The sequence below is a fragment of the Pseudomonas putida genome (assembly GCA_041879295.1).
Lineage (GTDB): Bacteria > Pseudomonadota > Gammaproteobacteria > Pseudomonadales > Pseudomonadaceae > Aquipseudomonas > Aquipseudomonas putida_Y.
On the sequence record CP047152.1, the window covers coordinates 4,242,457 to 4,268,561 of the forward strand.

General features: G+C 59.3%; 19 protein-coding genes and 1 pseudogene. 11 read left to right on the forward strand and 9 right to left on the reverse strand.

Annotation, left to right across the window (positions count from 1 at the left end; genetic code table 11):
• Nucleotides 1–110 precede the first annotated feature (110 nt).
• On the reverse strand, nt 111–872 hold the full coding sequence (locus GST84_19470) for an SDR family oxidoreductase (protein ID XGB14381.1): 762 nt from the start codon (nt 870–872) through the stop codon (nt 111–113).
• Between the two features lie 176 nt (nt 873–1,048).
• On the opposite strand from GST84_19470, the gene GST84_19475 reads away from it, so the two are divergent.
• Together GST84_19475 and GST84_19480 are read left to right on the forward strand one after the other, a co-directional pair.
• Nucleotides 1,049–2,050, forward strand: coding sequence for a zinc-binding dehydrogenase (locus GST84_19475; protein XGB14382.1), 1,002 nt, complete (start codon nt 1,049–1,051; stop codon nt 2,048–2,050).
• 1,003 nt (nt 2,051–3,053) lie between these two features.
• The gene (locus GST84_19480) at nt 3,054–3,884 is read left to right on the forward strand and encodes an undecaprenyl-diphosphate phosphatase (GenBank protein ID XGB14383.1); all 831 of its coding nucleotides are present in this window, start codon (nt 3,054–3,056) and stop codon (nt 3,882–3,884) included.
• 54 nt (nt 3,885–3,938) lie between these two features.
• On the opposite strand, the gene pyrF is transcribed toward GST84_19480, so the two are convergent.
• Complete coding sequence (gene pyrF, locus GST84_19485) at nt 3,939–4,640, reverse strand: orotidine-5'-phosphate decarboxylase (GenBank protein XGB14384.1); 702 nt, start codon at nt 4,638–4,640, stop codon at nt 3,939–3,941.
• Nucleotides 4,641–4,821: 181 nt separating this feature from the next.
• On the opposite strand from pyrF, the gene GST84_19490 reads away from it, so the two are divergent.
• Nucleotides 4,822–4,989, forward strand: a complete 168-nt coding sequence (locus GST84_19490; GenBank protein ID XGB14385.1) for a DUF2897 family protein — start codon at nt 4,822–4,824, stop codon at nt 4,987–4,989.
• Between the two features lie 469 nt (nt 4,990–5,458).
• Here the strand turns inward: GST84_19490 and GST84_19495 are convergent, their stop codons facing one another.
• Entirely contained in the window at nt 5,459–5,794 is a 336-nt protein-coding gene (locus tag GST84_19495; GenBank protein XGB14386.1) for a competence protein ComEA, read from the reverse strand.
• A gap of 535 nt (nt 5,795–6,329) precedes the next feature.
• Between GST84_19495 and GST84_19500 the strand changes: the two are divergent.
• Nucleotides 6,330–7,463 (forward strand): annotated as a pseudogene (locus GST84_19500) (UDP-N-acetylglucosamine 2-epimerase (non-hydrolyzing)).
• A 506-nt stretch (nt 7,464–7,969) separates the two neighbouring features.
• Here GST84_19500 and rfbA read toward each other — a convergent pair.
• The 3 genes from rfbA to rfbB are packed head-to-tail and all read right to left on the reverse strand — an operon-like array spanning nt 7,970 to nt 10,820.
• Nucleotides 7,970–8,851, reverse strand: a complete 882-nt coding sequence (gene rfbA / locus GST84_19505; GenBank protein XGB14387.1) for a glucose-1-phosphate thymidylyltransferase RfbA — start codon at nt 8,849–8,851, stop codon at nt 7,970–7,972.
• A complete protein-coding gene (gene rfbD / locus GST84_19510; GenBank protein ID XGB14388.1) occupies nt 8,848–9,753 on the reverse strand; it encodes a dTDP-4-dehydrorhamnose reductase in 906 nt (301 codons plus the stop codon). Before rfbD ends, rfbA begins: the two co-directional genes overlap by 4 nt.
• Complete coding sequence (gene rfbB, locus GST84_19515; GenBank protein XGB14389.1) at nt 9,750–10,820, reverse strand: dTDP-glucose 4,6-dehydratase; 1,071 nt, start codon at nt 10,818–10,820, stop codon at nt 9,750–9,752. The genes rfbD and rfbB overlap by 4 nt, the downstream gene beginning before the upstream one ends.
• Before the next feature lie 497 nt (nt 10,821–11,317).
• On the opposite strand from rfbB, the gene GST84_19520 reads away from it, so the two are divergent.
• The 7 genes from GST84_19520 to GST84_19550 are packed head-to-tail and all read left to right on the forward strand — an operon-like array spanning nt 11,318 to nt 20,986.
• Nucleotides 11,318–12,742 carry an oligosaccharide flippase family protein gene (locus GST84_19520; protein XGB14390.1) on the forward strand — a complete coding sequence of 475 codons (1,425 nt, stop codon included), beginning with the start codon at nt 11,318–11,320 and terminating at the stop codon, nt 12,740–12,742.
• Nucleotides 12,739–14,046 (forward strand): hypothetical protein, encoded by a 1,308-nt coding sequence (locus tag GST84_19525; protein ID XGB14391.1) that lies wholly within the window; start codon nt 12,739–12,741, stop codon nt 14,044–14,046. Before GST84_19520 ends, GST84_19525 begins: the two co-directional genes overlap by 4 nt.
• An 18-nt stretch (nt 14,047–14,064) precedes the next feature.
• A complete protein-coding gene (asnB, locus tag GST84_19530; GenBank protein ID XGB14392.1) occupies nt 14,065–16,008 on the forward strand; it encodes an asparagine synthase (glutamine-hydrolyzing) in 1,944 nt (647 codons plus the stop codon).
• Nucleotides 16,009–16,038: 30 nt separating this feature from the next.
• The gene (locus GST84_19535) at nt 16,039–17,322 is read left to right on the forward strand and encodes a nucleotide sugar dehydrogenase (GenBank protein XGB14393.1); all 1,284 of its coding nucleotides are present in this window, start codon (nt 16,039–16,041) and stop codon (nt 17,320–17,322) included.
• Between the two features lie 11 nt (nt 17,323–17,333).
• Complete coding sequence (gene tviC / locus GST84_19540) at nt 17,334–18,374, forward strand: Vi polysaccharide biosynthesis UDP-N-acetylglucosaminuronic acid C-4 epimerase TviC (protein ID XGB14394.1); 1,041 nt, start codon at nt 17,334–17,336, stop codon at nt 18,372–18,374.
• Nucleotides 18,367–19,491 carry a glycosyltransferase gene (locus GST84_19545; protein ID XGB14395.1) on the forward strand — a complete coding sequence of 375 codons (1,125 nt, stop codon included), beginning with the start codon at nt 18,367–18,369 and terminating at the stop codon, nt 19,489–19,491. The genes tviC and GST84_19545 overlap by 8 nt, the downstream gene beginning before the upstream one ends.
• Nucleotides 19,492–19,540: 49 nt before the next feature.
• On the forward strand, nt 19,541–20,986 hold the full coding sequence (locus tag GST84_19550) for an O-antigen polysaccharide polymerase Wzy (GenBank protein XGB14396.1): 1,446 nt from the start codon (nt 19,541–19,543) through the stop codon (nt 20,984–20,986).
• A 65-nt stretch (nt 20,987–21,051) separates the two neighbouring features.
• Here GST84_19550 and GST84_19555 read toward each other — a convergent pair whose 3' ends face one another.
• From GST84_19555 to GST84_19565, 3 genes are all read right to left on the reverse strand, one after another.
• The gene (locus GST84_19555; GenBank protein XGB14397.1) at nt 21,052–22,473 is read right to left on the reverse strand and encodes a hypothetical protein; all 1,422 of its coding nucleotides are present in this window, start codon (nt 22,471–22,473) and stop codon (nt 21,052–21,054) included.
• A gap of 219 nt (nt 22,474–22,692) precedes the next feature.
• Entirely contained in the window at nt 22,693–24,687 is a 1,995-nt protein-coding gene (locus GST84_19560; protein XGB14398.1) for a polysaccharide biosynthesis protein, read from the reverse strand.
• 169 nt (nt 24,688–24,856) lie between these two features.
• Entirely contained in the window at nt 24,857–26,035 is a 1,179-nt protein-coding gene (locus GST84_19565; GenBank protein ID XGB14399.1) for an aminotransferase, read from the reverse strand.
• Nucleotides 26,036–26,105 lie beyond the last annotated feature (70 nt).

Here is a 26,105-nt window from a genome sequence, read left to right on the forward strand (position 1 = left end):
GTCGCCCTGCGTATCGGAGGAAGGCCTGAGCGGGGGAATCCTGCCCATAGGCGACAGTGCCGCCTGCGTCCGGGGTGGGTATACCCGCGAAGCCGGCGGCGTGTTTCGCCTCAGATTGCCGTCGCCCCACCATCCACCGTCAGGCAATGCCCGGTGGTAAACGCCGCACCGTCGCTGCACAGGTACAGCACGGCACTGGCAATTTCCTCGACCTTGCCAATGCGGCCCACCGGGTGCATGGCTGCAGCGAACTCGGCCTTGCGTGGGTCGGCCTCGTAGGCGCGGCGGAACATGTCGGTGTCGATCACGGCCGGGCACACGGCGTTCACGCGGATGCCCTTCTTGGCGTACTCGATGGCCGCCGACTTGGTCAGGCCGATTACCGCATGCTTGCTGGCGCTGTAGATGCTCATCTTCGGCGCCGCCCCAAGCCCCGCCACCGACGCGGTATTGACGATGGCCCCACCGCCTTGGGCCAGCAACAAGGGCAACTGATACTTCATGCACAACCACACGCCCTTCACGTTCACACCCATGATGGCATCGAACTCAGCTTCGCTGCCTTCGGCCAGGCGGTGGTGCTCGATCTCGATCCCGGCGTTGTTGAAGGCGTAGTCCAGCCGGCCGTACGCGGCAATCAGGCGCTCATGCAACTGGCGCACCTCGGCGTCGCGGGTAACGTCGCAGGCAATGAACAGCGCTTCGCCGCCCGCCGCCTGGATCAGCGCCACGGTGGCCTCGCCGCCAACCGGGTCGAGGTCGGCCACCACCACTCTCATGCCCTCGTGGGCGAACGCCAGGGCGGTTGCCCGGCCGATACCGGCACCCGCGCCGGTAACCAGGGCTACCTGGCCAGAAAAGGTCATGCTCATCGCGTGCTCCTGTGAGGGATTGGTGGGGTTCAGAGCATAGTCAGCCACCGCTCGGCCGGGCAGCATCATCACACCAACGGTTGGGCTACCATGCTTGTCAGTGATTTTAAGGAACCGCCTTCATCAACAAGGTAGATTGAACGCCTTACTTCCTCCACAGCCCACAAGGACCCGCCATGACCCAGACCAACCGCCGCTTCCTGCTTGCCAAACGCCCGGTCGGCGCCGTGCGCCGTGACGACTTCAGCTTCGAGACCGTACCGGCCGAACAACCCGGCGAAGGCCAGGTACTGGTGCGCAACCTGTACCTGTCGCTGGACCCGGCCATGCGCGGCTGGATGAACGAAGGCAAGTCCTACATCCCGCCCGTGGCCCTGGGCCAGGTAATGCGTGCGCTGGGCGTCGGTGAGGTGGTTGCCTCCAATCACCCCGGCTACCAGCCGGGCGATTACGTAAGCGGCGCCCTCGGCGTGCAGGACTACTTCACCGGCGAGCCCCAGGGCCTGCACAAGATCGACCCCAAGCTGGCCCCCCTGCCCCGTTACCTGTCAGCCTTGGGCATGACCGGCATGACCGCCTACTTCGCCCTGCTGGAGGTCGGCCAACCCAAAGCTGGCGACACCGTGGTCATTTCCGGCGCGGCCGGTGCGGTGGGCAGCATTGTCGGGCAGATTGCCAAGATCAAAGGTTGCCGCGTGGTCGGTATTGCCGGCGGTGCCGAGAAGTGCCAGTACCTGAAGGACGAGCTGGGCTTTGACGGCGTGATCGACTACAAGGCCGAAGACGTGCTGGCCGGCCTGAAGCGAGAATGCCCCAAGGGCGTGGACGTGTACTTCGACAACGTGGGCGGTGACATCCTCGATGCCGTGCTGACGCGCATCAACTTCAAGGCACGCATTGTGATTTGCGGCGCGATCAGTCAGTACAACAATAAGGAAGCGGTGAAAGGCCCGGCCAACTACCTGTCGCTGCTGGTGAACCGCGCGCGCATGGAAGGTTTTGTGGTGATGGATTACACCAAGGACTATGGCAAGGCTGCGCTGGAGATTGCCGGCTGGCTGGCCAGTGGTCAGGTGAAGAGCAAGGAAGATGTGGTGGAGGGGCTGGAGACGTTCCCTGAGACCTTGCTGAAGCTGTTTAGCGGGGAGAATTTTGGGAAGTTGGTGTTGAAGGTTTGATTGGGGGGTGGGTTTAGGGTGCATGCCTTGTGAGGTTTAGCGCCTGGGAGATCGAGCGCCGCCTGTATGGCGGTAGAGGTGCGTCGCCTGGGAGATCGAGCGCCGTCTGTATGGCGGTAGAGGTGCGTCGCCTGGGAGATCGAGCGCCGCCCGCGCGGCGCATCGCGAGCTACGCTCGCTCCTACGTTTGTTTCTGGCCAGTAACGCCTGTGACAGGCGCGCGCGACCGTTTTGTTTGTACGACGCAATATCGCGCCAAGCGCCAAAGCGTTCGCGCGCAAATCCCACAGGAATGATTGGCCCGAAACAAACGTAGGAGCGAGCGCAGCTCGCGATGCGCCGCGCGGGCGGCGCTCGATCTCATAGGCGACGCACCTCTACCGCCATACAGGCGGCGCTCGATCTCATAGGCGACGCACCTCTACCGCCATACAGGCGGCGCTCGATCTCACAGGCGACGCACCTCTACCGCCATACCCTCAAGGTCACACCGCCTGGCATGACGTTGCGCAATGGCCGGGTGTGTTTGCCTTGGGTTTTATGGTGTTGCAGAAATCGAGCGCCGCCCGCGCGGCGCATCGCGAGCTACGCTCGCTCCTACGTTTGTTTCTGGCCAATAACGCCTGTGGCAGACGCGCGCGACCGTTTTGTTTGTACGACGCAATATCGCGCCAAGCGCCAAAGCGTTCGCGCGCAAATCCCCCAGGAATAACTGGCCCGAAACAAACGTAGGAGCGAGCGCAGCTCGCGATGCGCCGCGCGGGCGGCGCTCGATCTCACAGGCGACGCACCTCTACCGCCATACAGGCGGCGCTCAATTTACGCACCACCTCAAAACCCAAGGCGGCACCTGGTAGCCTTGATCCGATGTCCCGGCGCACACATCGAACCGTTGCTCTGGTAGCATCCGGCCCGCACCAAAATCTTCGCTGTCTGAACCGACAATCATAGAAAAATCAAGAGCATGGGCCTTGCAAGCCGCACGGCCCCTAACGGGGGATTAATGGACTTATGGACTGCCTTCCAGGCAATCATCCTGGGAGTGGTTGAAGGGCTCACGGAGTTTCTGCCAGTTTCCAGTACCGGGCACCAGATCATCGTTGCCGATTTGATCGATTTTGGCGGTGAACGCGCGATAGCGTTCAACATCATCATCCAGCTGGCGGCGATCCTGGCGGTAGTGTGGGAATTTCGCGGCAAGATCCTGGAAGTGGTGTTCGGCCTGACCAGCCAGCCCACGGCACGGCGTTTCACCGGCAATCTGCTGCTGGCGTTCCTGCCGGCAGTAGTGCTGGGCGTGCTGTTCGCCGACCTGATCCACCATTACCTGTTCAACCCGATTACCGTGGCAGCGGCGTTGGTTGTGGGCGGGGTGATCATGCTCTGGGCCGAGCGTCGCGAGCACCGCGTAGAGGTGGACCACGTGGACGAAATGCGCTGGAGCCACGCCCTCAAGATCGGCTTCATCCAGTGCCTGGCGATGATCCCAGGCACATCGCGTTCCGGGTCCACCATCATCGGCGGCCTGCTGTTCGGCCTGTCGCGCAAAGCGGCCACCGAGTTCTCGTTCTTCCTGGCGATGCCGACCATGGTCGGCGCAGCCGTGTATTCGGGTTACAAGTACCGTGACCTGTTCCAACCCGGCGACCTGCCGGTGTTCGCTATCGGCTTCGTGACCTCGTTCATCTTCGCCATGATCGCCGTGCGTGCGCTGCTCAAGTTCATCGCCAACCACAGCTACGCGACGTTCGCCTGGTATCGCATCGCCTTCGGTTTATTGATTCTGGCTACCTGGCAGTTCGGCTGGATCGACTGGTCGACAGCTCAGGGCTAACGGAACACAAAAATGAAAAAGGGCTGCATACGCAGCCCTTTTCATTGGTCAGGTTCAGCCGCGAATTTCAGCGACTACCGCAGCTAGCGCTTGCGCCGGGTTGGCAGCCTGGCTGATCGGGCGGCCGATTACCAGGTAGTCCGAACCGGCATCCAGTGCCTGGCGCGGGGTGAGGATACGGCGCTGGTCATCCTGCGCGCTGCCCGCAGGGCGAATGCCCGGGGTCACCAGTTGCAACGACGGGTGCGCCGCCTTCAGTGCCGGGGCCTCCAGCGCCGAACACACCAAACCGTCCATGCCAGCCTTCTCGGCCAGCGCGGCCAGGCGCAGCACCTGCTCTTGCGGGTCGACATCCAGGCCGATACCAGCCAGGTCTTCACGCTCCATGCTGGTCAGCACAGTCACGCCAATCAGCAATGGCTGCGGGCCGCTGCGCTTGGCCAACTCTTCACGGCAGGCCGCCATCATGCGCAGGCCGCCGGAGCAATGCACGTTGACCATCCACACACCCATCTCGGCTGCAGCCTTCACTGCCATGGCGGTGGTGTTGGGGATGTCGTGGAACTTGAGGTCCAGGAACACTTCGAAACCCTTGTCGCACAGGGTTTCGACAATACCCGAAGCGCTGCTGGTGAACAGCTCCTTGCCAACCTTTACCCGGCACAGCGCAGGGTCAAGCTGGTCAGCCAGCTTCAGAGCGGCCTCACGGGTAGGGAAATCCAGGGCGACGATCAGGGGCGTCTGGCAGGCGGACATGGCAGGGTCTCTTTGCAAGTCGAAAACGGCGCGCATTGTAAACGAAGTGACGCAGGCTTTGGGGCCCGCAGGTCACGGAATTGGCCCAGCATGGGCTGGCTCCTATAATTGAACTATTGGAAAGTGCAATTGCTCAAAAATCGTACAAGCGCTGCACATCACTCTGTAAAGGAGAACGACAATGCCCTGGTATGCCTGGCTGATCCTCATCATAGCCCTCGGCTCCATCGTCGGAGGTTTGATGATGCTGCGCGACACGGCAAAAAAACTGCCACTGACCGAAGAGCAACTGCGCAAGGTGCATGAGCGCAATGCCGAAGCGGATGCCAAGGATGCACAGGACCGTTAGGGGTTAAGAAGGGGTTGAAAGCCTCATTTTGCTTGGCGTGGGTTATGTGGTGCCGGTGAGATCGAGCGCCGCCCGCGCGGCGCATCGCGAGCTGCGCTCGCTCCTACGTTTGTTTCAGGCCAGTAACGCCTGTGACAGGCGCGCGCGACCGCCTTGTTTGTACAACGTGATATTGCGCCATGCGCCAAGGCGTTCGCGCGCAAATGGCACAGGAATGATTGGCCCGAAACAAACGTAGGAGCGAGCGCAGCTCGCGATGCGCCGCGCGGGCGGCGCTCGATATACGCATCACCTCAAACCTCAAGACGGACACCTGATAGCCTTAACTCCATCTCCCGGCGACCCCATCGCCGGTCACCCATGCCCCCTTTCGTGTTGAGCCGCCTCATTTCAGACAAAAAACAGGGCTGCTTTGCAGCCCCGGTTCCGAAGGGCAACCCCAAACCACAGGCTCGCCCTACTCCCGCACTTACTCCACCATCACCTTGTCCCGGTTACGCTCCAGCAACGCATTGCCAATGCCCTTGATCTCCAGCAGTTCATCCACCGAAGCAAACGGCCCATTGGCCTCCCTATAGGCCACGATGGCTTCAGCCTTGGCCTTGCCTATCCCGTTCAGCTCCTTCTGCAAGGTGACCGCATCAGCCTTGTTCAGGTCCAGCCGCTGCGGCTGCTGGGCCTGCTGCTGGCTCACCACCGGCACTGGCTCGGGCATCGCCGGGGCGCTGGCCGGAGCAGCGCTGAGGGAAAAGGACAGGCTGGCGAACAGCGGCAGCAGCAAGTACGACAGAACGTTGTTACGCATGGTGAACACTCCTAGTGTTGGTCATTTTCCAGCAGCCGTTTTCCTTCGGCTGCGTAATCAACCCTAGCGGCAAACCCCACACCGAAACAGCCGCCATCATCGGCGAATGGTTACCAAATCGATCAGCCACCCAGCCAACTTCGCCCACCCAAAAACAATGGCCTTCCCCCTCCGCCACCCGGCCGGAGCGCATTTGGCGCCCTGCATCATGGCCTGTAGCCGAATACCCGTTTGTCCGATGCCGCATTCACCGCAAGACCCGCACACTTTCCTACAACCCCCGGCGAACGAAGCCAGACTACGAACAACCGCACTCTCCAGCCAGGCGAAGATCACCTGCCAACTGGCATCACATGAACCAACTGCTAGATTTTTGAGCAATGGACAGCCGTTTGCTTGAAGGACCCAAGCTGCACGCCCTCATCCACCCGCCGCTTGCCCGCGCACCCAGCCCGTCCATCAGGCCAGCCTTCGCACGGCCATCCGGCCCCTTAGGCCCACCCGTACCGCCCCGCCCAGCAAGAGGATCACCGCCGTGCCCCTCAAGACCCTCACTGTATTCGGCACCCGTCCAGAAGCCATCAAGATGGCCCCGCTTGCCCTGAAACTCGCACAGGACACCCGCTTCGAGCCCCGTGTTTGCGTCACCGGCCAGCACCGGCAAATGCTCGACCAGGTACTGGAGCTGTTCGGTATCACCCCCGATTACGACTTGAACATCATGAAGCCCGGCCAAGACCTGACCGGCGTGACCACAGGAATTTTGCAAGGCATCCAGCCGATACTGGCCGAATTCAAGCCTGATGTGGTGCTGGTGCATGGCGACACTGCGACCACCTTTGCCACCAGCCTGGCGGCCTATTACCAGCAAATTCCCATCGCCCACGTAGAAGCCGGCCTGCGCACCAACAACCTGTATTCACCCTGGCCAGAGGAAGGCAACCGGCGCCTGACCGGCACCCTGGCCGCCCTGCACTTCGCCCCCACAGCCACCTCGCGTGACAACCTGCTAAGGGAAGGCATTGACCCAGCGAGCATTTTCACCACCGGCAACACCGTGATCGACGCTCTGCTGGACGTGGTGCACAAACTGGAGAGCCCGGTGCTGAGAGCCCAGTTCGAACGCCAGTTCGATTACCTGGCTGCCCATCGGCGCATGGTGCTAGTAACAGGCCACCGGCGCGAGAACTTTGGCGGTGGCTTCGAACGCATCTGCCAGGCTTTGGTGCAGACGGCGCGCTAGTTCCCCGAGGTGGATGTGGTGTACCCGGTGCATCTCAACCCTAACGTGCGAGAGCCGGTCAACCGGCTGCTGGCGGATGTGGGGAATATCTACCTGATCGAACCGCTGGATTACCTGCCGTTCGTTTACCTGATGACCCGTGCGTATGTCATTTTGACCGACTCGGGGGGCATTCAGGAGGAAGCGCCGGCGCTGGGCAAACCGGTGCTGGTGATGCGTGATACCACGGAGCGGCCGGAGGCGGTGGCGGCGGGGACGGTGAAACTGGTGGGCACGGAAGTTGGGTCCATTACCGGGGAACTGGCCAGGTTGCTGACGGATGAGGGGGCTTATCGGGAGATGAGTGTGGCGCATAATCCGTATGGGGACGGGAAGGCGTGTGGGCGTATTGTGGAGGCGCTTGGGTCGAGATTGGGGTTGGGCTGACAGGCGCATGCCTTGAGATGTTTGTCGTTTGTGAGATCGAGCGCCGCCCGCGCGGCGCATCGCGAGCTGCGCTCGCTCCTACGTTTGTTTCTGGCCAGTAACGCCTGTGGCAGGCGCGCGCGACCGTTTTGTTTGTACGACGCAATATCGCGCCAAGCGCCAAGGCGTTCGCGCGCAAATGGCACAGGAATGATTGGCCCGAAACAAACGTAGGAGCGAGCGCAGCTCGCGATGCGCCGCGCGGGCGGCGCTCGATCTCACAGGCCCCAAACCTCTCAAGCCCCCCAGGCACCTTCAACCCAACACGGCCCCCTGCCGAGCTGGCCCTTGGCAGACAGCGCGGGTTCAAAGGCTATCGGCCATTCGATGGCAATCTGTGGACCCTCCCTGGCAATGCAACCTTCACGCTGGGCCCAGTAAACCCTCGTAGAAAAAACCACGCTCATCACCGAAAGCCTTTGGGGTAACCAGTAAGACATCTGGAAAGGCTCATGGAATAGCGCACATCAAAATGCCTTTACTTCAAGCAAGTTCTTCAAGTACTGGCCGTAACCGTTCTTCAGCAGCGGCTGGGCAAGGCGCTCAAGTTGCTCAGCATCGATCCAGCCCGCGCGGTAGCAAATCTCTTCAGGGCAAGCCACCTTGAGGCCCTGGCGCCGCTCCATGGTGGCAATGTACTGGCTGGCATCCAGCAAGCTGTCGTGGGTACCGGTATCCAGCCACGCATAACCACGCCCCATGATCTCGACCTGCAGTTGCTGCTGCTGCAGGTACAAGTTATTGAGGTCGGTGATTTCCAGTTCGCCGCGTGCCGACGGTTTCAGCTGCCTGGCCAAGTCGACAACCTGGTTGTCGTAGAAATAAAGACCAGTGATTGCATAGTTGGACTTCGGCGTTTTCGGCTTTTCTTCAATCGACAACACACGCCCGCTGCCGTCGAACTCCGCGACCCCGTAACGTTCCGGGTCCTGGACGTGATAGGCAAAGACGGACGCGCCCGTCTGCCGCTGATCAGCACTCTGTAGCAGCGCCTGGAAGTCGTGACCATAGAAAATGTTGTCACCCAGCACCAAGGCAGACGCGGCGTTGCCAATGAAGTCTGCCCCGATCGTGAACGCCTGGGCCAAGCCGTCCGGGCTAGGCTGCACGGCATACGAGAGGTTGATGCCCCAACGACTGCCATCACCCAGCAGTTGCTCGAAACGCGGAGTGTCCTGGGGCGTGGATATGATCAGGATGTCACGAATGCCGGCCAGCAGCAGCGTACTGAGCGGGTAGTAGATCATCGGTTTGTCGTACACCGGCAGCAGTTGCTTGGAAATTGCCAGGGTCGCCGGGTGCAGGCGGGTACCCGACCCACCTGCCAGAATGATGCCTTTACGCTTCATAGTGGTCCTTTCTCGTGGATTTCCGTCAGTATGCGAGCCACACCCAGGCGCCAGTCTGGCAGGGTCAGGGCAAAGGCCTTCTGCAGTTTATGGGTATCTAGACGCGAGTTGGCCGGCCGCGTGGCCGGCGTCGGGTAGGCCTCTGTGGTCAATGGGGTGACGTTTTCGGCATGAGCTTTCAGCGGCATACCGTGGACCGCCGCTTGCTCAAGTACATAACGGGCATAGCCGCACCAGGTGGTTTCACCCTCAGCGGCCAGATGGTACAGGCCAGCCAGGGATGGGTTGCGGCGGGTGGCGACAATGGCGTGGGCGGTGATGTCGGCAATCAGTTCGGCGCCTGTCGGGGCACCATGCTGGTCATCGATCACGCCCAGGCTTTCACGCTCCGCAGCCAGGCGCAGCATGGTTTTGGCGAAGTTGTTGCCGCGTGCGGCATACACCCAACAGGTGCGAAAAATCAGGTGCTGGCAACCGGCAGCCTGGATGGCTTGCTCGCCAGCCAGCTTGCTGGCGCCATAAGTATTCAGTGGGTCAACGGCGTCGTCTTCGCGCCAGGGCTGGGTGCCCTGCCCCGGAAACACATAGTCGGTGGAGTAATGCACCAGCAGTGCGCCACTGTCAGCGGCAGCGCGGGCCAGCACGCCGACGGCGTCGGCGTTTACCTTGAAGGCTTGCTCACGGTCACTCTCGGCCTTGTCCACGGCAGTGTAAGCTGCCGCATTGACGATGACATCGGGCGCGTAGACACGGACAGTTTCGGCCAGGCCTGGCAGGTTGGCCAGGTCGCCACAGTACGCCTGGCTGCGAGCGTTCAGCGCCAGCAACTGCCCCAGAGGGGCCAGGCTGCGTTGCAGTTCCCAGCCTACCTGACCGTCCTTGCCCAGCAGCAGCACCTTCATGCAGAACGCCCTGCGTAGTTTTTTTCTACCCAGTCGCGGTAGCTGCCAGACTGCACGTTCTGCACCCAGTCCTGGTTGTCGAGGTACCAGGCCACCGTTTTGCGGATGCCGGTTTCGAACGTTTCCGCAGGCTTCCAGCCAAGCTCCTGCTCCAGCTTGCGGGCATCGATGGCATAACGGCGGTCGTGGCCGGGACGGTCGCTTACGTAGGTGATCTGTTCGGCGTAGGGCTTGCCGTCGGTGCGAGGGCGCAGTTCGTCCAGCAGCGCGCATACGCGGTTGACGATTTCCAGGTTGGGCTTTTCATTCCAGCCGCCGACGTTGTAAACCTCACCGGCTTTGCCGGCCTCCAGTACACGGCGGATGGCACTGCAGTGGTCCTTTACGTACAACCAGTCGCGAATCTGCTGACCGTCGCCATACACCGGCAGCGGCTTGCCGGCCAGGGCGTTGACGATCATCAGCGGGATGAGCTTTTCCGGGAAGTGATACGGGCCGTAATTGTTGGAGCAATTGGTGGTCAGCACCGGCAGGCCGTAGGTGTGGAAGTACGAACGGACCAAGTGGTCGCTGGCAGCCTTGCTGGCCGAGTACGGGCTGTTGGGCTGGTACTGGTGGCTTTCAGTGAAAGCCGGTTCGTCGGCAGCCAGCGAGCCATACACTTCGTCGGTAGATACATGCAGGAAGCGGAATGCCTGCCGCGCCGACTCATTCAGGCCACCCCAGTATGCACGCACGGCTTCCAGCAGGTGGAACGTGCCGACGACGTTGGTTTCGATGAAGGCTTGCGGGCCATGGATCGAGCGGTCGACATGAGACTCGGCGGCAAAGTTGATGATGGCGCGGGGCTGATGGGCATTCAGTAATTCCGCGACCAGCCGGCTATCGGCAATGTCGCCGTGCACGAAGATATGGCGCTTGTCGCCCTGCAGACTGCTCAGGGTCTGCAGGTTGCCTGCATAGGTGAGTTTGTCCAGGTTGACCACGGGTTCGTCATCGCCGGCCAGCCAGTCCAAAACGAAGTTCGCCCCGATAAAACCTGCACCGCCGGTTACCAGAATGGTCATGTTTGTCTGCTTCCGTTGTCAGGGTCTGCTCTTCCACTTTCAGGATTCTAGACTGTTGGCGGATGATTCGAGAGCGAAGACGATGGCAACGTGACATTCGACTGCTACCGGGTGGATTGCTGCTATCGACCGGAGCCGTCCCAGCCTGTCGGTGCGCTGACCAACGACTCCTTGCCACGCCGCGCTTGACTCCAGCAAGGGACTTCAGATTACGCACATACAATACCGAAAAATCCTACAAGAACTCCGCTCAACTACTCAATAAAATACCTCCCCCGCATTGCCACGCTAACCTCGCCCTCCTCTGTTCATGCCCCTTGTCACAGTCGTCTCATTCAGTATCATTAGCGGCCTCCCACACTATCGTGTCTTGCAGCTGGAGGGGTCGCGCTGGGACTACTTACGCCGCGCCATAACAAAAACAGGCTTTACGAGCCCGACCACACGCGTAGGCGAACGGATATGCCGATGACAATTGAATTCGGCACAGGGAGATCATGTTGAATAGTTGGTTGAAGAAATCCCTGGCACTTTATTCAGCCAATGGCCTGAATTTTCTACTCAATATTCTGATCATCCCGATTGTTGTATTCTTTATCGGCTTTGATGGTTACGGTTTCTATTCTGTCTACATCATTCTCTCCAGCACCCTGCTGTTTCTGGACTCGGCCCTGTCCAAGTCAGTCGTCAGCAGTGCATTCTCGGCAAATAATCAACAACGCGCCCAACTCATAAGCTCGTCGCGAGCTACCTACCTGGCTACGGGCCTGCTGCTGCTGCTGGTCACCCCCCTGGTCGCCCAGGGCGTCTCGCTGTTGTTCCCTCTACGCACTGAACAACTGGACCTAGCCTACTGGATTGGTGCAGCAGCGCTGATCGAGTATGTAATGGCGCTGCCTGGCCAGTATTTCCAAATGCTCAACGTGCTGCGGGGCAGGCACTTCGCCTATGCCCAATACCAACTGTGCATACAGTTGAGTCGCTTCTTCACCGTGGCCATCGTCGCCGCCAGCACCCAGCAAATCGAGTGGGTGCTAGCAGCTATTGTGCTGCGCAAGATACCCGACTACCTGATTCTCTGGCTGTTCTGGCGCAACCAGCCGACCGAGCCCAGCGACCATGTTGCCTGGCCGTTCGTAGGCGCACTGTTGCGCCAGTCCGCCCCTATAGTGGGCGTTGCGCTCCTGCAGGTACTGGCCACCGAGTTCATCTCGATCTACATCAGCCACGCCTACGGCGCAGAAACGCTGGGTAAGTACAGATCCGTCTACGATGTACTCAACAAGATATGGTTCGTCGCCACCCTTTATCCGGTGCTGGTGTACCCCAAGATCTGCCAATGGCTGGCCGATGAGCAAAAGCGCACATGGCTGCAGGGTATGCTTCCAAGGATAAACCTTGGCAGTGCCTTGGTTTATGCCACCCTGACAATAACGGGGCTGGCGGTGTATCCAATACTGGCTAGCTGGTTCCCGCCGTTGCAGGCAGCTGCACCGTTCGCAGCAGGGCTGCTGGCCGGTATTTGCATGTCCGGCCATGTTCGCCTGGGTTATGAGTTTCTTCAGGCCCAAAAAGATGCCAATACTGCCCTGTTGATCAACCTGCTGTCGCTGGCAACCGGCGCAATCATCCTGTACGCGTTTCAGGGTAGTGGCACTCGCGAGATCGGCTGGGCCTGGCTAGCGGCTCAGCTGCTTGCAGTGGCAGTCGTCGACCTGCGAAACGGGGCCCTGCTGGCCTCGCCGTGGAGCAAATCCCTGATGGGCTTGTTACCGTGGCTAGGCGTCGGCATCGGCGTATTCGCGGCATCGTCAATTCACGGCACGCCAGGGGCAGTGTTCCTACTGCTTTTGCTAGCCGTATCAACAAGCTGCCTCGCCATCCATGCGAAGCGATTGCGGGCTTCAGGTAAGGTGAAATGAGTAAGCTGAACTACGTCTCGGTCGGCGCCGCGCTGATCATCTTTGCATCGGTGGCTACGGCGCTGCGCTTTGGCAACCTGCCGATCGGCATCGGCGAAATAGCCATTATGCTGGTGTTTTTCTGGGCCCTGCGTTACAGGCAGGCTCTGAGCTACCTGAAGCACCCCGTTATGCTGTTCTGGATGGGATTCATCACAATCGCCGGGCTGGCCATGCTGTTCGGCACGGTCAAGGGTGCCAGCGCCACCCATACCGCCGCAGCTTACCTCTATTCGGCCAGTTTCTCCCTCATGGCACTGGCATGCATCGAACAGGCCACCAAGCAGCAGTTCGACGCTTTCATCAAGGCATTGACGATCATCCCGGGCATCATGCTCATTATCCCGTTCCTGTGTTTCCTGACAGACGCTACCCGGATGGCTGAAGCATTCGGGATAAATACCGATTTCCCGTCGCGGCTTTCTGCTTGGTCGACCAACCCCAACCAGCTGGCCCTATTGTTGCTGCCAATACCGTTCTGGCTACTGGCGGTGTACCGAGACGCAAGCTGGCATGGTGGCCGCTGGCTGCGAAACTTCATGCTGCTTTGGGCATTCTTCTTCCTCGGCATTTGCGTGCGCAGTGATGCGCTGCTGCTGGCTTGGTGCGTAGGTTTGCCACTACTGACGGGCGTGGCAGCAGCCTGGACAAGGCCGTTTAACTGGAAGCTGTTCGCCACTGCCCTCGCCGCATTTGTCCTGGCATTTGGTACATTCAAGGTCGTGATCGATGGCCCAGGCCGCGAGCAGTTGGTCAAGGCGGAGGCGGCCATTGTCGGTGTTGTGGCTTCGATGCTGGGTGAGCCACCGCCGGAACTCGGGAAAAGAACATATGTACCTGGTAAGTCCGACTCGGTGATTGGTGTCGGTTTTGACCAGAACAAGAGCGGTGTACGCAAGACCCTGTGGATCCATGCCTATGAAGCCTGGTTGCAGTCCCCCCTAATCGGGCATGGTCCTGGTGCATTTTCCTACCTTGATGACCCGACAGAAAAACAAGAGGCTCATAACCTTGGCTTTGACATGCTGACGCAGGTAGGCATCGCAGGCGTGCTAATGTTCGCTGCCTTGTACCTCTGGCTGCTGTTCACGGCGTATCAGGCCCGGGATCCCTATTCGCTGGCGGTCCTGGTGGTACTGATGCTCTTCTCCGGTGCCCACTTCATGCTCCGGCAGCCGGTATTCAGCCTGTATATGATCATCTGTGCCCTTGCGGTCAAACATGGCATCTTCACCACCATGCGTGACAAGCCTCAATCCATCTGATTACCAAGAGATCGTGCTATGTGTGGTATTGCAGGTTTTTGGCACCCCAACAGCCAAGGCAGGTATGACGGACCAACCGCCCTGACCCGCATGACTGACGCTATTGTCCACCGCGGCCCGGACGATGCCGGTGCCTGGAACAATGGCGCCGGGGTATTTCTCGGCCACCGCCGGCTGGCGATCGTCGACCTCAGCTCCGCAGGCCACCAGCCCATGGCATCGGCCACTGGCCGGTATGTCATTGCGTTCAATGGCGAGATCTACAACTTCCAGGCCCTGCGCAAGACGCTTGAAGCAGCCGCGCCGGCCGCGCTGGCATGGCGCGGCCATTCGGACACCGAGGTCATGCTCGCGGCCTTCGAGCACTGGGGTATCCAGGAAACCCTGTACAAACTGGTCGGCATGTTTGCCTTGGCAGTGTGGGACCGCAGCCGCGAGACACTGACCCTTGCACGCGATCGCATTGGCGAGAAGCCGCTGTACTTCGGCTACCAGGGCAGCGCACTGCTGTTCGCATCGGAACTGCAGGCGCTCGAGGCTTACCCCGGCTTCAACGCCGAGGTTTCACGCGACAGCCTGGCACTGCTGCTCAAGTACGCCTATGTACCGGCGCCACACTCGATCTACCAAGGCATTCACAAGCTGCCACCGGGCACTTGGCTGGAGCTTGATCGCACGGCACTGGACAGCCGTGTGATTGGCACTCCGCAAGCCTACTGGCAGGTGCCTGCAGCACTCACCGGGCCGGGGGCGTCGTACACCGATGACGAGGCCATCGATCAGTTGCACTCGCGGCTGAGCAACACCATCAGTGACCAGATGGTGGCGGACGTCCCCTTGGGCGCCTTCCTCTCCGGTGGCATCGACTCGACGCTGATCGTAAGCTTGATGCAATCGCTGTCGACGCAGAAGGTCAAGACCTTCACCATCGGCTTCGACAACCCCGGCTACAACGAAGCCGAGCACGCCAAGGCAGTTGCTCGCCACCTGGGTACCGAACATACCGAACTGTATGTGTCAGGCGCTGATGCACTGGATGTCGTACCACGACTGCCTGAAATCTACGGCGAGCCGTTTGCCGATTCGTCGCAGATCCCCACCTACCTGGTGTCACGAATGGCCCGCAGCCATGTAACAGTAAGCCTGTCCGGCGATGCCGGGGACGAGCTGTTTGGTGGCTACAACCGCTACCAGTACCTGCCCAAGGTGTGGCGCAAGCTGGGCGGTATGCCAGGCCCGGCGCGCAAGCTGGCCGCCCGAATGATCGAGGCCGCCCCACCGAATCGCTGGGATGCCATCGCCAAGGGATTGAGCCCGATCACGCCAGCGGCCCTGCGTGTGCGCCTGCCTGGCGAGAAACTGCACAAGCTGGCCGGAGTCATGCGCCACGGTTCGCCCAGCCAGATGTACGACCATGTAGTGTCGCAATGGCAAAACGCAGAGGACGTGGTGATTGGTGCCCGCCTGCCTGGCATTGCGAGTGTCGACAGTAGCGATTTCGCCAGCTGGATGATGCGCCAGGACACTCTGACCTACCTGCCAGACGATATCCTGGCCAAGGTCGACCGCGCCGCCATGTCCGTAAGCCTGGAGACCCGCGTACCTTTCCTGGACCACCGCATTGTGGAGTTTGCTGCAACCTTGCCGATGTCGCTGAAAATCCGCAACGGCAGCACCAAGTGGATATTGCGCGAGCTACTCTATCGCTATGTGCCCAGGGAGCTCATCGAGCGCCCCAAAATGGGCTTCGGCATTCCGCTCCACGAGTGGTTGCGCGGCCCTCTACGCGACTGGGCCGAGTCATTGCTGGCCCCACAGAGGCTGGCAAGCGAAGGGTACTTTGCACCAGGCCCGATCCGCGCTGTTTGGGAAAAGCATCTTCGCGGGCAGGGCAACTATCAGCAGCAACTATGGCCCGTCCTGATGTTCCAGGCATGGCTCGATCGCAAAAAAAACCGCTGAAAAACAGCTTTCATCATTTGAGGTATTTCGATGTATCCAAGAAAGGTATCAGTGGTCGGGCTTGGCTATGTAGGCTTGCCCGTGGCCGTAGCGTTTGGCAAGCATGGGGCTGTCATCGGCTTCGATATCAACGAAGGCCGCTTGCAGGAACTTCGCGCCGGCCATGACCGCACCAATGAAGTCAGCAACGAAGAACTCGCCCAGACGCAGATCGAATTCACCAGCAAGACCGATGTCTTGGCCAAGGCAGATTTTCATATCGTTGCAGTCCCCACGCCCATTGACGACGCGCACCAGCCCGACCTCACACCGGTGGTAAAGGCCTCGGAAACCGTTGCGAAGGCGCTGAAGAAGGGCGATATCGTCGTTTACGAATCCACCGTTTACCCCGGGGTGACCGAGGAAATCTGCGTCCCCATTCTCGAACGCATTTCCGGCCTTGCCTGCGGCACAGACTTTACCGTGGGTTACAGCCCCGAACGCATCAACCCCGGCGACAAGGAGCACACGTTCACCAAGATCAAGAAGGTGGTATCGGGGCAAGACGCCGCCACCCTCGAGATCGTAGCCGACGTGTATGCCTCGGTTGTCACTGCCGGAGTGCACAAGGCCGCATCCATCAAGGTTGCCGAAGCCGCCAAGGTCATCGAGAACACCCAGCGCGACCTGAACATCGCTCTGATGAACGAGCTAGCACTGATCTTCGATCGCATGGGCATCGATACCCTCGATGTTCTGGAAGCCGCCGGTACCAAGTGGAACTTCCTGAAGTTCAAACCCGGCCTGGTAGGTGGACACTGCATTGGTGTCGACCCTTACTACCTCACGCATAAGGCTGAAAAGCTCGGCTACATCCCGCAGGTCATTCTGGCTGGACGGCGCATCAACGACAGCATGGGCGCCTTCATTGCACAGCAGACGATCAAGCAGATGATCCATGCCGGTCACCCGATTGCAGGCTCCGTGGTCACCCTGCTGGGCCTGACTTTCAAGGAGAACTGTCCGGACCTGCGTAACTCGCGCGTCATCGATATCATCCGCGAGCTCGAGGACTTCGGCGTCAAGGTCCAGGTGTTCGACCCCGAGGCCGCCGCCGAAGAAGCCGAACACGAGTATGGCGTTACCCTGCTGGGTCTGAACCAACTCAAGCCCGCCGCCGCAGTGGTCGTCGCGGTTGCCCACGAAGCGTACGCCCGCTGGACGCCCGAGCAATACCTGAAACTGATGCACAACGCCCCCGTCGTCATCGACGTCAAAGGGGTTTGCGACGGCCCGGCCCTGGAACAGGCTGGCGCACGGTTCTGGCGCCTGTGATGGAGAATGACATGAACACCTACCAAACACTGCTCGGCGAACTGGCTGCGGCACCGCGTACCTGGCTGGTGACTGGCGTTGCCGGTTTCATCGGATCGAACCTGCTCGAAACGCTGCTGCGCCTGGATCAGAACGTTGTTGGCCTGGACAACTTCGAAACCGGCCACCAAAAGAACCTGGACCTGGTCCAGCAAGCTGTACCAGCCTCTGCCTGGGCACGGTTCAAATTTGTGCGGGGCGACATTCGCAAGCTCGAAGACTGCCAGCTCGCCCTGGCAGGCGGAGTCGACCATGTACTGCACCAAGCGGCACTGGGTAGCGTGCCACGCTCACTCGAAGACCCGATCCGCACCAACAGCACCAACATCGACGGGTTCCTGAACATGCTCGTGGCCAGCCGCGATGCAGGCGTCAAGCGTTTCGTCTATGCGGCGTCCAGCTCGACCTACGGCGACCACCCGGGTCTGCCCAAGATCGAAGACCGTATTGGCAAACCGCTGTCGCCCTATGCAGTTACCAAGTATGTAAACGAGCTATACGCCGATGTGTTTGCTCGCTGCTACGGCCTGCAGACCATCGGCCTGCGCTACTTCAACGTGTTCGGCCCACGGCAGGACCCCGACGGCGCCTATGCGGCAGTCATTCCCAAGTGGTTCGGCGCATTGCTGCGCGACGAACCCATCCATATCAACGGCGACGGGGAAACCAGCCGGGACTTCTGCTTTGTGGCCAATGCCGTGCAGGCTAACTTGCTGGCAGCGACCACCGAGAACGCCGAAGCATACAACCAGGTCTATAACGTGGCCGTGGGTGACCGTACGACACTGAACGAGCTGTTCGAGCATGTCCGCGGGCTGGCCGCTACCTGCAAGCCGGAACTCAAGGACGTGGCCCCTGTCTATCGAGACTTCAGGGCCGCCGACGTGCGCCACTCGCAAGCAGACATCAGCAAGGCGCAATCCTTGCTGGGGTACGCACCGACACATCGGATTGCCGAAGGCCTGCAGGATTGCGCCGCCTATTACATTACCCATGTAGGGAAATATGTCTAAAATCGCCGTCATTGCCGGGCATGCCGAATCGCTGATTCGGTTTCGCGGGGACCTACTGGACGCACTGCGCGCCAATGGCCACGAAGTGGTGGCCATTGGCCCCGAAGATGATGATTCTGTTCGCCAACGCCTTGCCGAAAAAGGCGTCGGGTACCATGTGGTCCCCATGTCCCGCGCAGGCTTGAACCCGCTCGCCGACCTGAAGTACATGTTGCAAGTCAGCCAGTGCCTACGCGCTGTCAAGGCTGAAGTGGTACTTGCCTACACGATCAAGCCGGTAGTATATGGCTTGCCTGCTGCGGCTCTGGCCGGTGTCAAGCATCGCTATGCGCTGATTACCGGGTTGGGCTACGCCTTCACCGATGTAGACTCGAGCTTCAAGCGCAAGCTGATCAACCGTATCGCCTCCGGGTTGTATCGGTTTGGCTTGCGCTTCGCTCATGGCCTTTTCTTCCAGAACCCGGACGATCAACAGTTATTCAAGGAACAACGGCTGGTTAGGCCTGCGCTTCCCACCTGGGTCGTCAACGGCTCGGGCGTCGACACGCAACGCTACCCGCTGGCCCCACTGCCGCCCCAGCCGCGCTTTCTTTTCGTGGGCCGGTTGCTCAAGGACAAGGGCGTGCTCGAATACGTCGAGGCGGCCCGCACGCTCAAGGCCCAACACCCTGACGCCGAAATACACCTGGTCGGCCCGCTGGACTCGAACCCGTCAGGTATCAACGCAGACGTTGTAGAAGGCTGGGTGAGAGAAGGCATCGTTCAGTATCACGGCGCTGTCAGCGATGTGAAGCCCTACCTAGCCGCCTGCAGCGTGTTCGTATTGCCATCGTACCGCGAAGGCACGCCACGTTCAGTACTTGAAGCCATGTCATGCGGGCGGGCAGTCATCACCACCGACGCGCCTGGGTGCCGCGAAACCGTGCAGAACGGCGTCAACGGTTTCCTGGTTGCCCCACGAAACTCGACTGAACTGGCCCAGGCCATGCTACGCCTGGCCGAGTCAGCCGAGCTACGTGAACACATGGGGCGCACGAGCCGGGCACTGGCCGAGGGAAAATACGATGTTCATCGTGTGAATATGGCCATGATAGAGGCAATGAAGCTGAGTAACTGACAAAAAGGGGGCCGACTGGCCAACAAGGAAACGCCACTAACGTGGGATCGTGATCCGTATGTTCAGCAAACGCCATGTATTCGATGCAGTTTCCAATCCGCGCAATGTCGCCCTTGTCGCTGTGGTACTGGTGTCGATCTTCTTCTGCATTTGGCTGATCCCTCCTGAGTCTGTAACGCTGCAACAGGCGCAGGCCTGGGCAACTATAGGCATGGCCGGGGTGCTGACCTTCATGATCCTCTCCAGCGCCTTGGTTCACCACACGATCCTGCACAGCTACATCCTCTTCCTTGGCTGCGCGTCCCTATTCATTGGTGGCCGCTACATCGCTTATGCCATGGGTTTTGACGTGGCAATGCTGAAGATGGAGAACAATTTCTTCGCCGTGCACCGGCCGGATTTCGTCTCCATCGAACTCACGGCATATGAGGGCCTTCGGCTGACGCTCTACCTTGTGTCATGCCTGCTCGCCATGCATGCAGGGTATATGGTCAGCCTATGGAAAAAGCCGTCAAGGAACGCCGATAGCCAGGACATGCAGTGGACCACGTACTTGCGCATCCCGGCCCTCGCATTGGCTGCGGTTTCCGCACTGGCGTTCATGATCAGCTTTCCGGACGCTTACCGTGCCGTTCATGGCAGTGGCTACATCTCGTTGTATGACTCTGCTTCAACCGATTTCACCACCCGCGGTAGCACGGCTGCGCAGTATGGCCTGCTATTGGCGCTGGGCCTGGCCTTCGCTTCGCAAAGCAAGCGCCTGGGCTGGTGCATTCTAGGATTGCTGGCTATCTACTACACCGCCAACCTGCAATTGGGTGTTCGTGGCGGAATCATGGGCTTCGCCCTGCTATGCGTCTGGCTGTTCCACATCAAAGTACGGCGTATCGATCGCCTTGCCTTGCTGGCGATCCCACTGTTGCTGGGCGGCATCGTTGTCCTGGCTGCGATGGGGAATCGTGGTATCGACTTTGGCGAACGCACAGTGATGCTCCTACCCTGGTTCATTGACAACCAAGGGCTGACCGCTCTGTACGTCCACTCGGCCCTGCAGATCGACCACTACCCCGCCCTCGCTTATTTGCATGGTGTGTTCCCGATAACTCCGGCGCTGGCCGCGCTCTGTGGCACCAGCATTCCGCTCGATCAACTGTACTTCGGGCAATACCTTTCAAAAATGGCGCTTGCTGGCGATGCCTACCAGAAAGGGTTTGGCATGGGCTGGTCGCTGTTCGCAGACTTTTATGCCTATACCCTGTGGGTGCCAGGTGCCTACCTGGTTGCCGCGGCCGGTTTCGGTGCCCTGCTGGCCAGGCTGGTCAACGCCACCCACCCACTGTTTTTTGGCGCCCACGTGATGGTTTTTGTAAAGCTCATGCTACTGCCTCGCACAGGGCTTTACAGCATCATCCCCTTCCTGCTGGTGTATGCGGCAATCGTGCTTACCTGCCATATCTGCGTTCACCTGTTAGCGCGCAGGCCAGGTCAGGCCTGACTGAGGCAACGGCAGGTGTATCGCGCTTGCCGATAAGTTGCGATTCTGCTTCTACTCTCGTGCGCTCAGTGCAAAGGACGCATTTCATCCACTTTGCCCAGACCACTCCGCTCGAGCCCGAACAGTCGATTACGGATGATTACCGCACACATGACCATGTAAAGCGTAAACACCGGCTGGCGGAGCATGAAGTGGGCGCCAGAGAACACCATCAGAATCACCAGCAATGTAATCGAGTAGGGGTCGCGCGCCTTGATGGCGCCGGCCATCAACCAGAGATACAAGGCAGCAAACAACAGGACCCCCACAACCCCCACCTGTGTCAGCATGTCCAGCAACAGGTTGTGCGCCTCCTGCCTTTGCTCAGGCGAATCCAAGTAGGAGAATGCGCCGGGCCCATGGCCCACGATCGGCGATAGCTTCCACACTTCCAGAGCATGAATCCACAGGGTTTTACGCACGCCGGCCTTGTTAGGGTCCATGCCTATGCCCAGCGCAGAATCGGAACGCCCGAATGTGGGCTGGCCAGGATTGAGTGGGTGCTCGGTATCTCCAGCCGTTTGCGGCGCAAGCGCCTTGGCACGCTCCAAAATGGCATATAGGGCGGAACGCTTGCCGTCCTTTCCGTCGTCAGTCTTCTCTGGCTCGTGCGATGCCAGACGCTCGACCATATCCGCCCTCATCCCCTGGAAAAGTTGTTGGCCTGGGCCATCGAAGAAAAACTTGAAAGAGCCAAATGCAAGCACAAACGCTGCAAGCATGGTGGCAAAAAACTTCCAGTTCATACGCCCCAGCCACCACCAGGCCATGCCCGTGAGCAACGGTAAGCCGATGCACCACGCCAACAGCAATGCGTCGCTCCTTACGCAGAAGCCCAAAAAGAAGAAGAACCACAAGAAGAAGAACTTCTTGAACAGCCGCAAACCCTGCCACTGGGTATTCTGATAGATAGCCGCCAGCCAGATCGGCACCGGTAACAGGAACAACGCCAGTTGGTTAGGATTGGTTGACCACGCCGCCACCCGCGATGGATAGAACGTCGTATTGATCTCCAACATGTCAGAAAGCCAGACACTGCCAATCAGGAAGATGAACAGCGGAATGGCCAGCAGCAGCACGGGAATCGTCCCCATGGCCCGAATGAACCGCTGGAACCCAAGCTTGTCCAGATCACCGACGTAAGCCAGCACTATCAGGGTAAAGCCCGCTGCATAGATATAGGCTATCGAAGTGTGGATCGTACCTTCACCCTGCACCTTCCTCACCAGATAGCCGACGATGGCCGTGGCAATGAACGCGAACCAGAACAGCATCAAGGGATGCTTGAGGTTCTGCAGGAAGTTCCCGCGCCTGATGAAGACACAGGCCGCCAGCACCACGATGACTTCCCCTATGCCCACCGGCAACCCGGGGAAACGCAGCATGGTTGAAACCGACAGAAATGCGACCAGTGCCGCAATTACAGGTACAACACTACTTTTGTGCATTGGAGAACAGATCCTTTCATCAACGACAAGCGGGACGACCAACTATCGGGGGGCGCTTTCGCCATGAACATCGCGCCCGAGTATGTCATAGGCCTCAAGGCGTAAATTCAGTTCCGTTTCGAATATCGATATCAGCAAAGGAGCTGGCCAGCCGGCTTATTCCTGTCGAGGCCTTTGGAATAGCGTAACGCTTCCAATGGCCTCAACGGGCAGGCGCGCTCACGGATCCAGCCGATGCTGCTGGTAGAACCAGTCCACAATCTCGCCATCGGGCTTATATCCACTGACAGAATCACGCAGCAGCTGGCGCACACGTGCATAGTCATCCTGCTCAACCGCAACGACCAGTTCGCTAAGTCTTGCTTTGAGCACCTCCCAAGGCAGGAAGTCCTCATGGGCGCTCATGATCATGGGATGGGAGGTGGCAATCACGCCATCACCAATCAACAACTCTTCGTACAGTTTTTCACCTGGGCGCAACCCTGTGTATTTGATGGCAACATCGCCATGCGGGTTGCGCTCGGAACGCACGCTTAGCCCGGAAAGGTGGATCATTTTTTCCGCCAGCTCGGCAATTTTCACTGGTTCGCCCATATCAAGCACGAAAACGTCGCCGCCGCGTCCCATCGAGCCGGCCTGAATCACCAGTTGCGCGGCCTCAGGAATGGTCATGAAGTAGCGCGTGATGTTCGGATGGGTAACCGTCAACGGGCCACCCGACTTGATCTGTTTATGGAACAGCGGAATCACCGATCCTGACGAGCCCAGCACATTACCAAAGCGCACCATGGTAAAGCGTGTCTTGTTTACCTGGGACACGTTATCAACATCCCCCCAAAGCACCGGCGCTGCCTCACGGCTTAGCGCCTGCAACGTCATTTCGGCCAAGCGCTTGGTGCTGCCCATGACGTTGGTCGGACGTACCGCTTTGTCCGTCGAGATCAGGACGAAATTGGACACCCCTGCCTGCAGGGCCGCCTGGGCCGTATTGAGTGTACCCATGACATTGTTGAGTACGCCCTCTGCAATATTGTGCTCGACCATGGGCACATGCTTGTAGGCGGCCGCATGATAGACGGTGTCGACCTTCCAGGCTTTCATCACCTCCAGTGACTTCGCCTCATTGCGTATCGACCCCAGTATCGGTAACACATTCACCGACAGCGATTCGCAGTTGACACGCTGTTCAAGTTCCGAGTGGATGCTGTAGAGGTTGAACTCACTGTGCTCGAACAGAATCAAGGTTTTGGGCTTTGCTCCCAGTATCTGCCGACACAACTCCGAGCCGATGGACCCCCCCGCCCCCGTCACCATGACGCACTGCCCTTCAATACAGCGAGAGAACAGGTCTTTTTGCGCAGGGACCGGATCACGTCCCAGCAAGTCGGCAATATCCACTTCCTGAATATCGTCAACCTTCACTCGCCCGCTGGCCAAGTCCATGAAGCCCGGCACAGTGCGCACGTGCAAAGGGAACGATTCGAGGTAATTCAGGATTTCACGACGCCTGCCCCGGGTGGCAGAAGGAACGGCCAACAGAATTTCCTGCGCGCCGGTCGAATCGATGAGTTGCTGGATGTGCTTTGGAGTATAGACCTGCAAACCCGCGATGACCCTGCCGGCAAGGCTGCGATCATCATCAATGAAGGCCACCGGGCGCATCTGCCGCCCCATACGCAACGCAACCACCAGCTGATTACCAGCCGAACCAGCGCCATAGATGGCAACCTTGGGCAGACCACTACTGCGATTGCCAAATGGCACATGCTGAACAGCGGCGTACCAATCACCCAGGAAGTACTGGCGCATAGCCAAGCGCACCCCCCCGATCATGATCAGACTCAGCCACCAGTAATTGAAAATGACCGAACGCGGGACGACGGCCTGATGATTGCCAAAGGCATAGACAATAACCGCCAGCACCAACGCCGAAAGGCTGACAGCCTTGATGATGGCAATCAGTGCGTCATTTCCAAAATAACGCATCACCGCTCGGTACAAACCGCAACGGACAAACAGGGGAACTGACACGATGGGAGCACAGATGAAAAGCCAGCGGTGTTCCTCCAGAGGGTTGATAGCCTCTTCGATACCCAGGCGCACCACGAACGCCACCCACAACGCCAGCCAAATAAGCAGAACGTCGGAAACAACCTGGATCAGTCGCTTTTTCCTACGCGATAGCCCTAGCAATAATGCTCGTGCTCTATCCATAACTCCCTCTAAACCCTGGACCTTTGCGAACCGTATGAATGCAGTTCGGCCTCTATTATAAGACGTTCTTCATTAGTCTTTTTTGGCGGTCTGGCGTTTCCAGCCGTGCGTCCGCACAGCGCAACCTGGTCGCGCCAGGTAGGCAGAACCGGACGCGAGCCCCGGAATTTCACACGCCTTGAGCTTCCTGCATGACCTCACGCAAGACCTGACAGGTCTTGTCGATCTCGATACTGGTCAATGTCGGATGCACCATGAACATCAAGCTGGTTTCTCCCAGTTGCATGGCTGCCGGAAGACGCGATGCAGGGCGCCATGAGGTGGCGTCAAAGGCCTTTTCCAGATACACCTCAGAGCACGAGCCCGAGAAACATGGGACGCCGCGGGCCACGATCTCATTGAGCACCCGGTCGCGTGTCCAACCGGGCTTCAATGCCTCAGGCTCGACAAATACGTAACACTTGTAGGCGGCATGCACGCAATCCTGGGCAATGGCGGGCACACGCAAGGCGGCTTGCTGGCTAGCCACATCCCAGATTCTACGGGCGTTGGCCAACCGCGTTTCTTGCCATTGCTCCATTCTGCGCAGTTGAATGCGCCCCAGCACGCCCTGCACCTCCATCATTCGCCAGTTGGTGCCGAAGCTCTCATGCACCCAGCGAAAACCCGGAGCGTGCTGGCGTTCGTATACTGCCTCCCAGCTCTTACCATGATCCTTGTACGACCACATGGCCGACCACAAGCCGCGATCATTGGTGGTGACCATTCCGCCTTCGCCACCGGTGGTCATGATCTTGTCCTGACAGAACGACCATGCTCCAACATGCCCGATGGACCCAACCGGACGCCCTTTGTACCGGGCACCATGGGCTTGGGCGCAGTCTTCGATGACCTTCAGGTCGTGCTGTTCAGCTAGCGCCATGATCGGATCCATGTCGCAGGGCCAGCCTGCCAGGTGAACACAGACGATTGCGCGAGTACGGGGGGTGAGCACAGCCTGGATGGTCTGTGCCGTGATGTTCTGGGAATCAAGATCGACATCGGCAAAAACAGGCGTGGCCCCGGTATTGACGATGCTAGAAACCGAAGCCAAGAAGGTTCGCGAAGTGACAATCACCTCATCGCCTGCACCGATGCCCAATGCCTTGAACGCGAGATCGAGGGCAACTGTGCCGTTGGACAACGCAATTGCATGAGCACAACCACTCCAGGCGGCAAACTCCTTCTCGAATTCGCGGCATTCCTGCCCTGTCCAGTAGTTGACCTTATTGGACAGAATGACGTCACGTACCGCGTTGGCTTCTTCTTCGGTAAAAGACGGCCAGGGAGAAAAAGGAGAGTTCAGCACAGTTCACACCCACCAATTGCAAAATGAAAATTCTTAAAATCAAACGCTTACAGTCCATTGAGCCATGCGC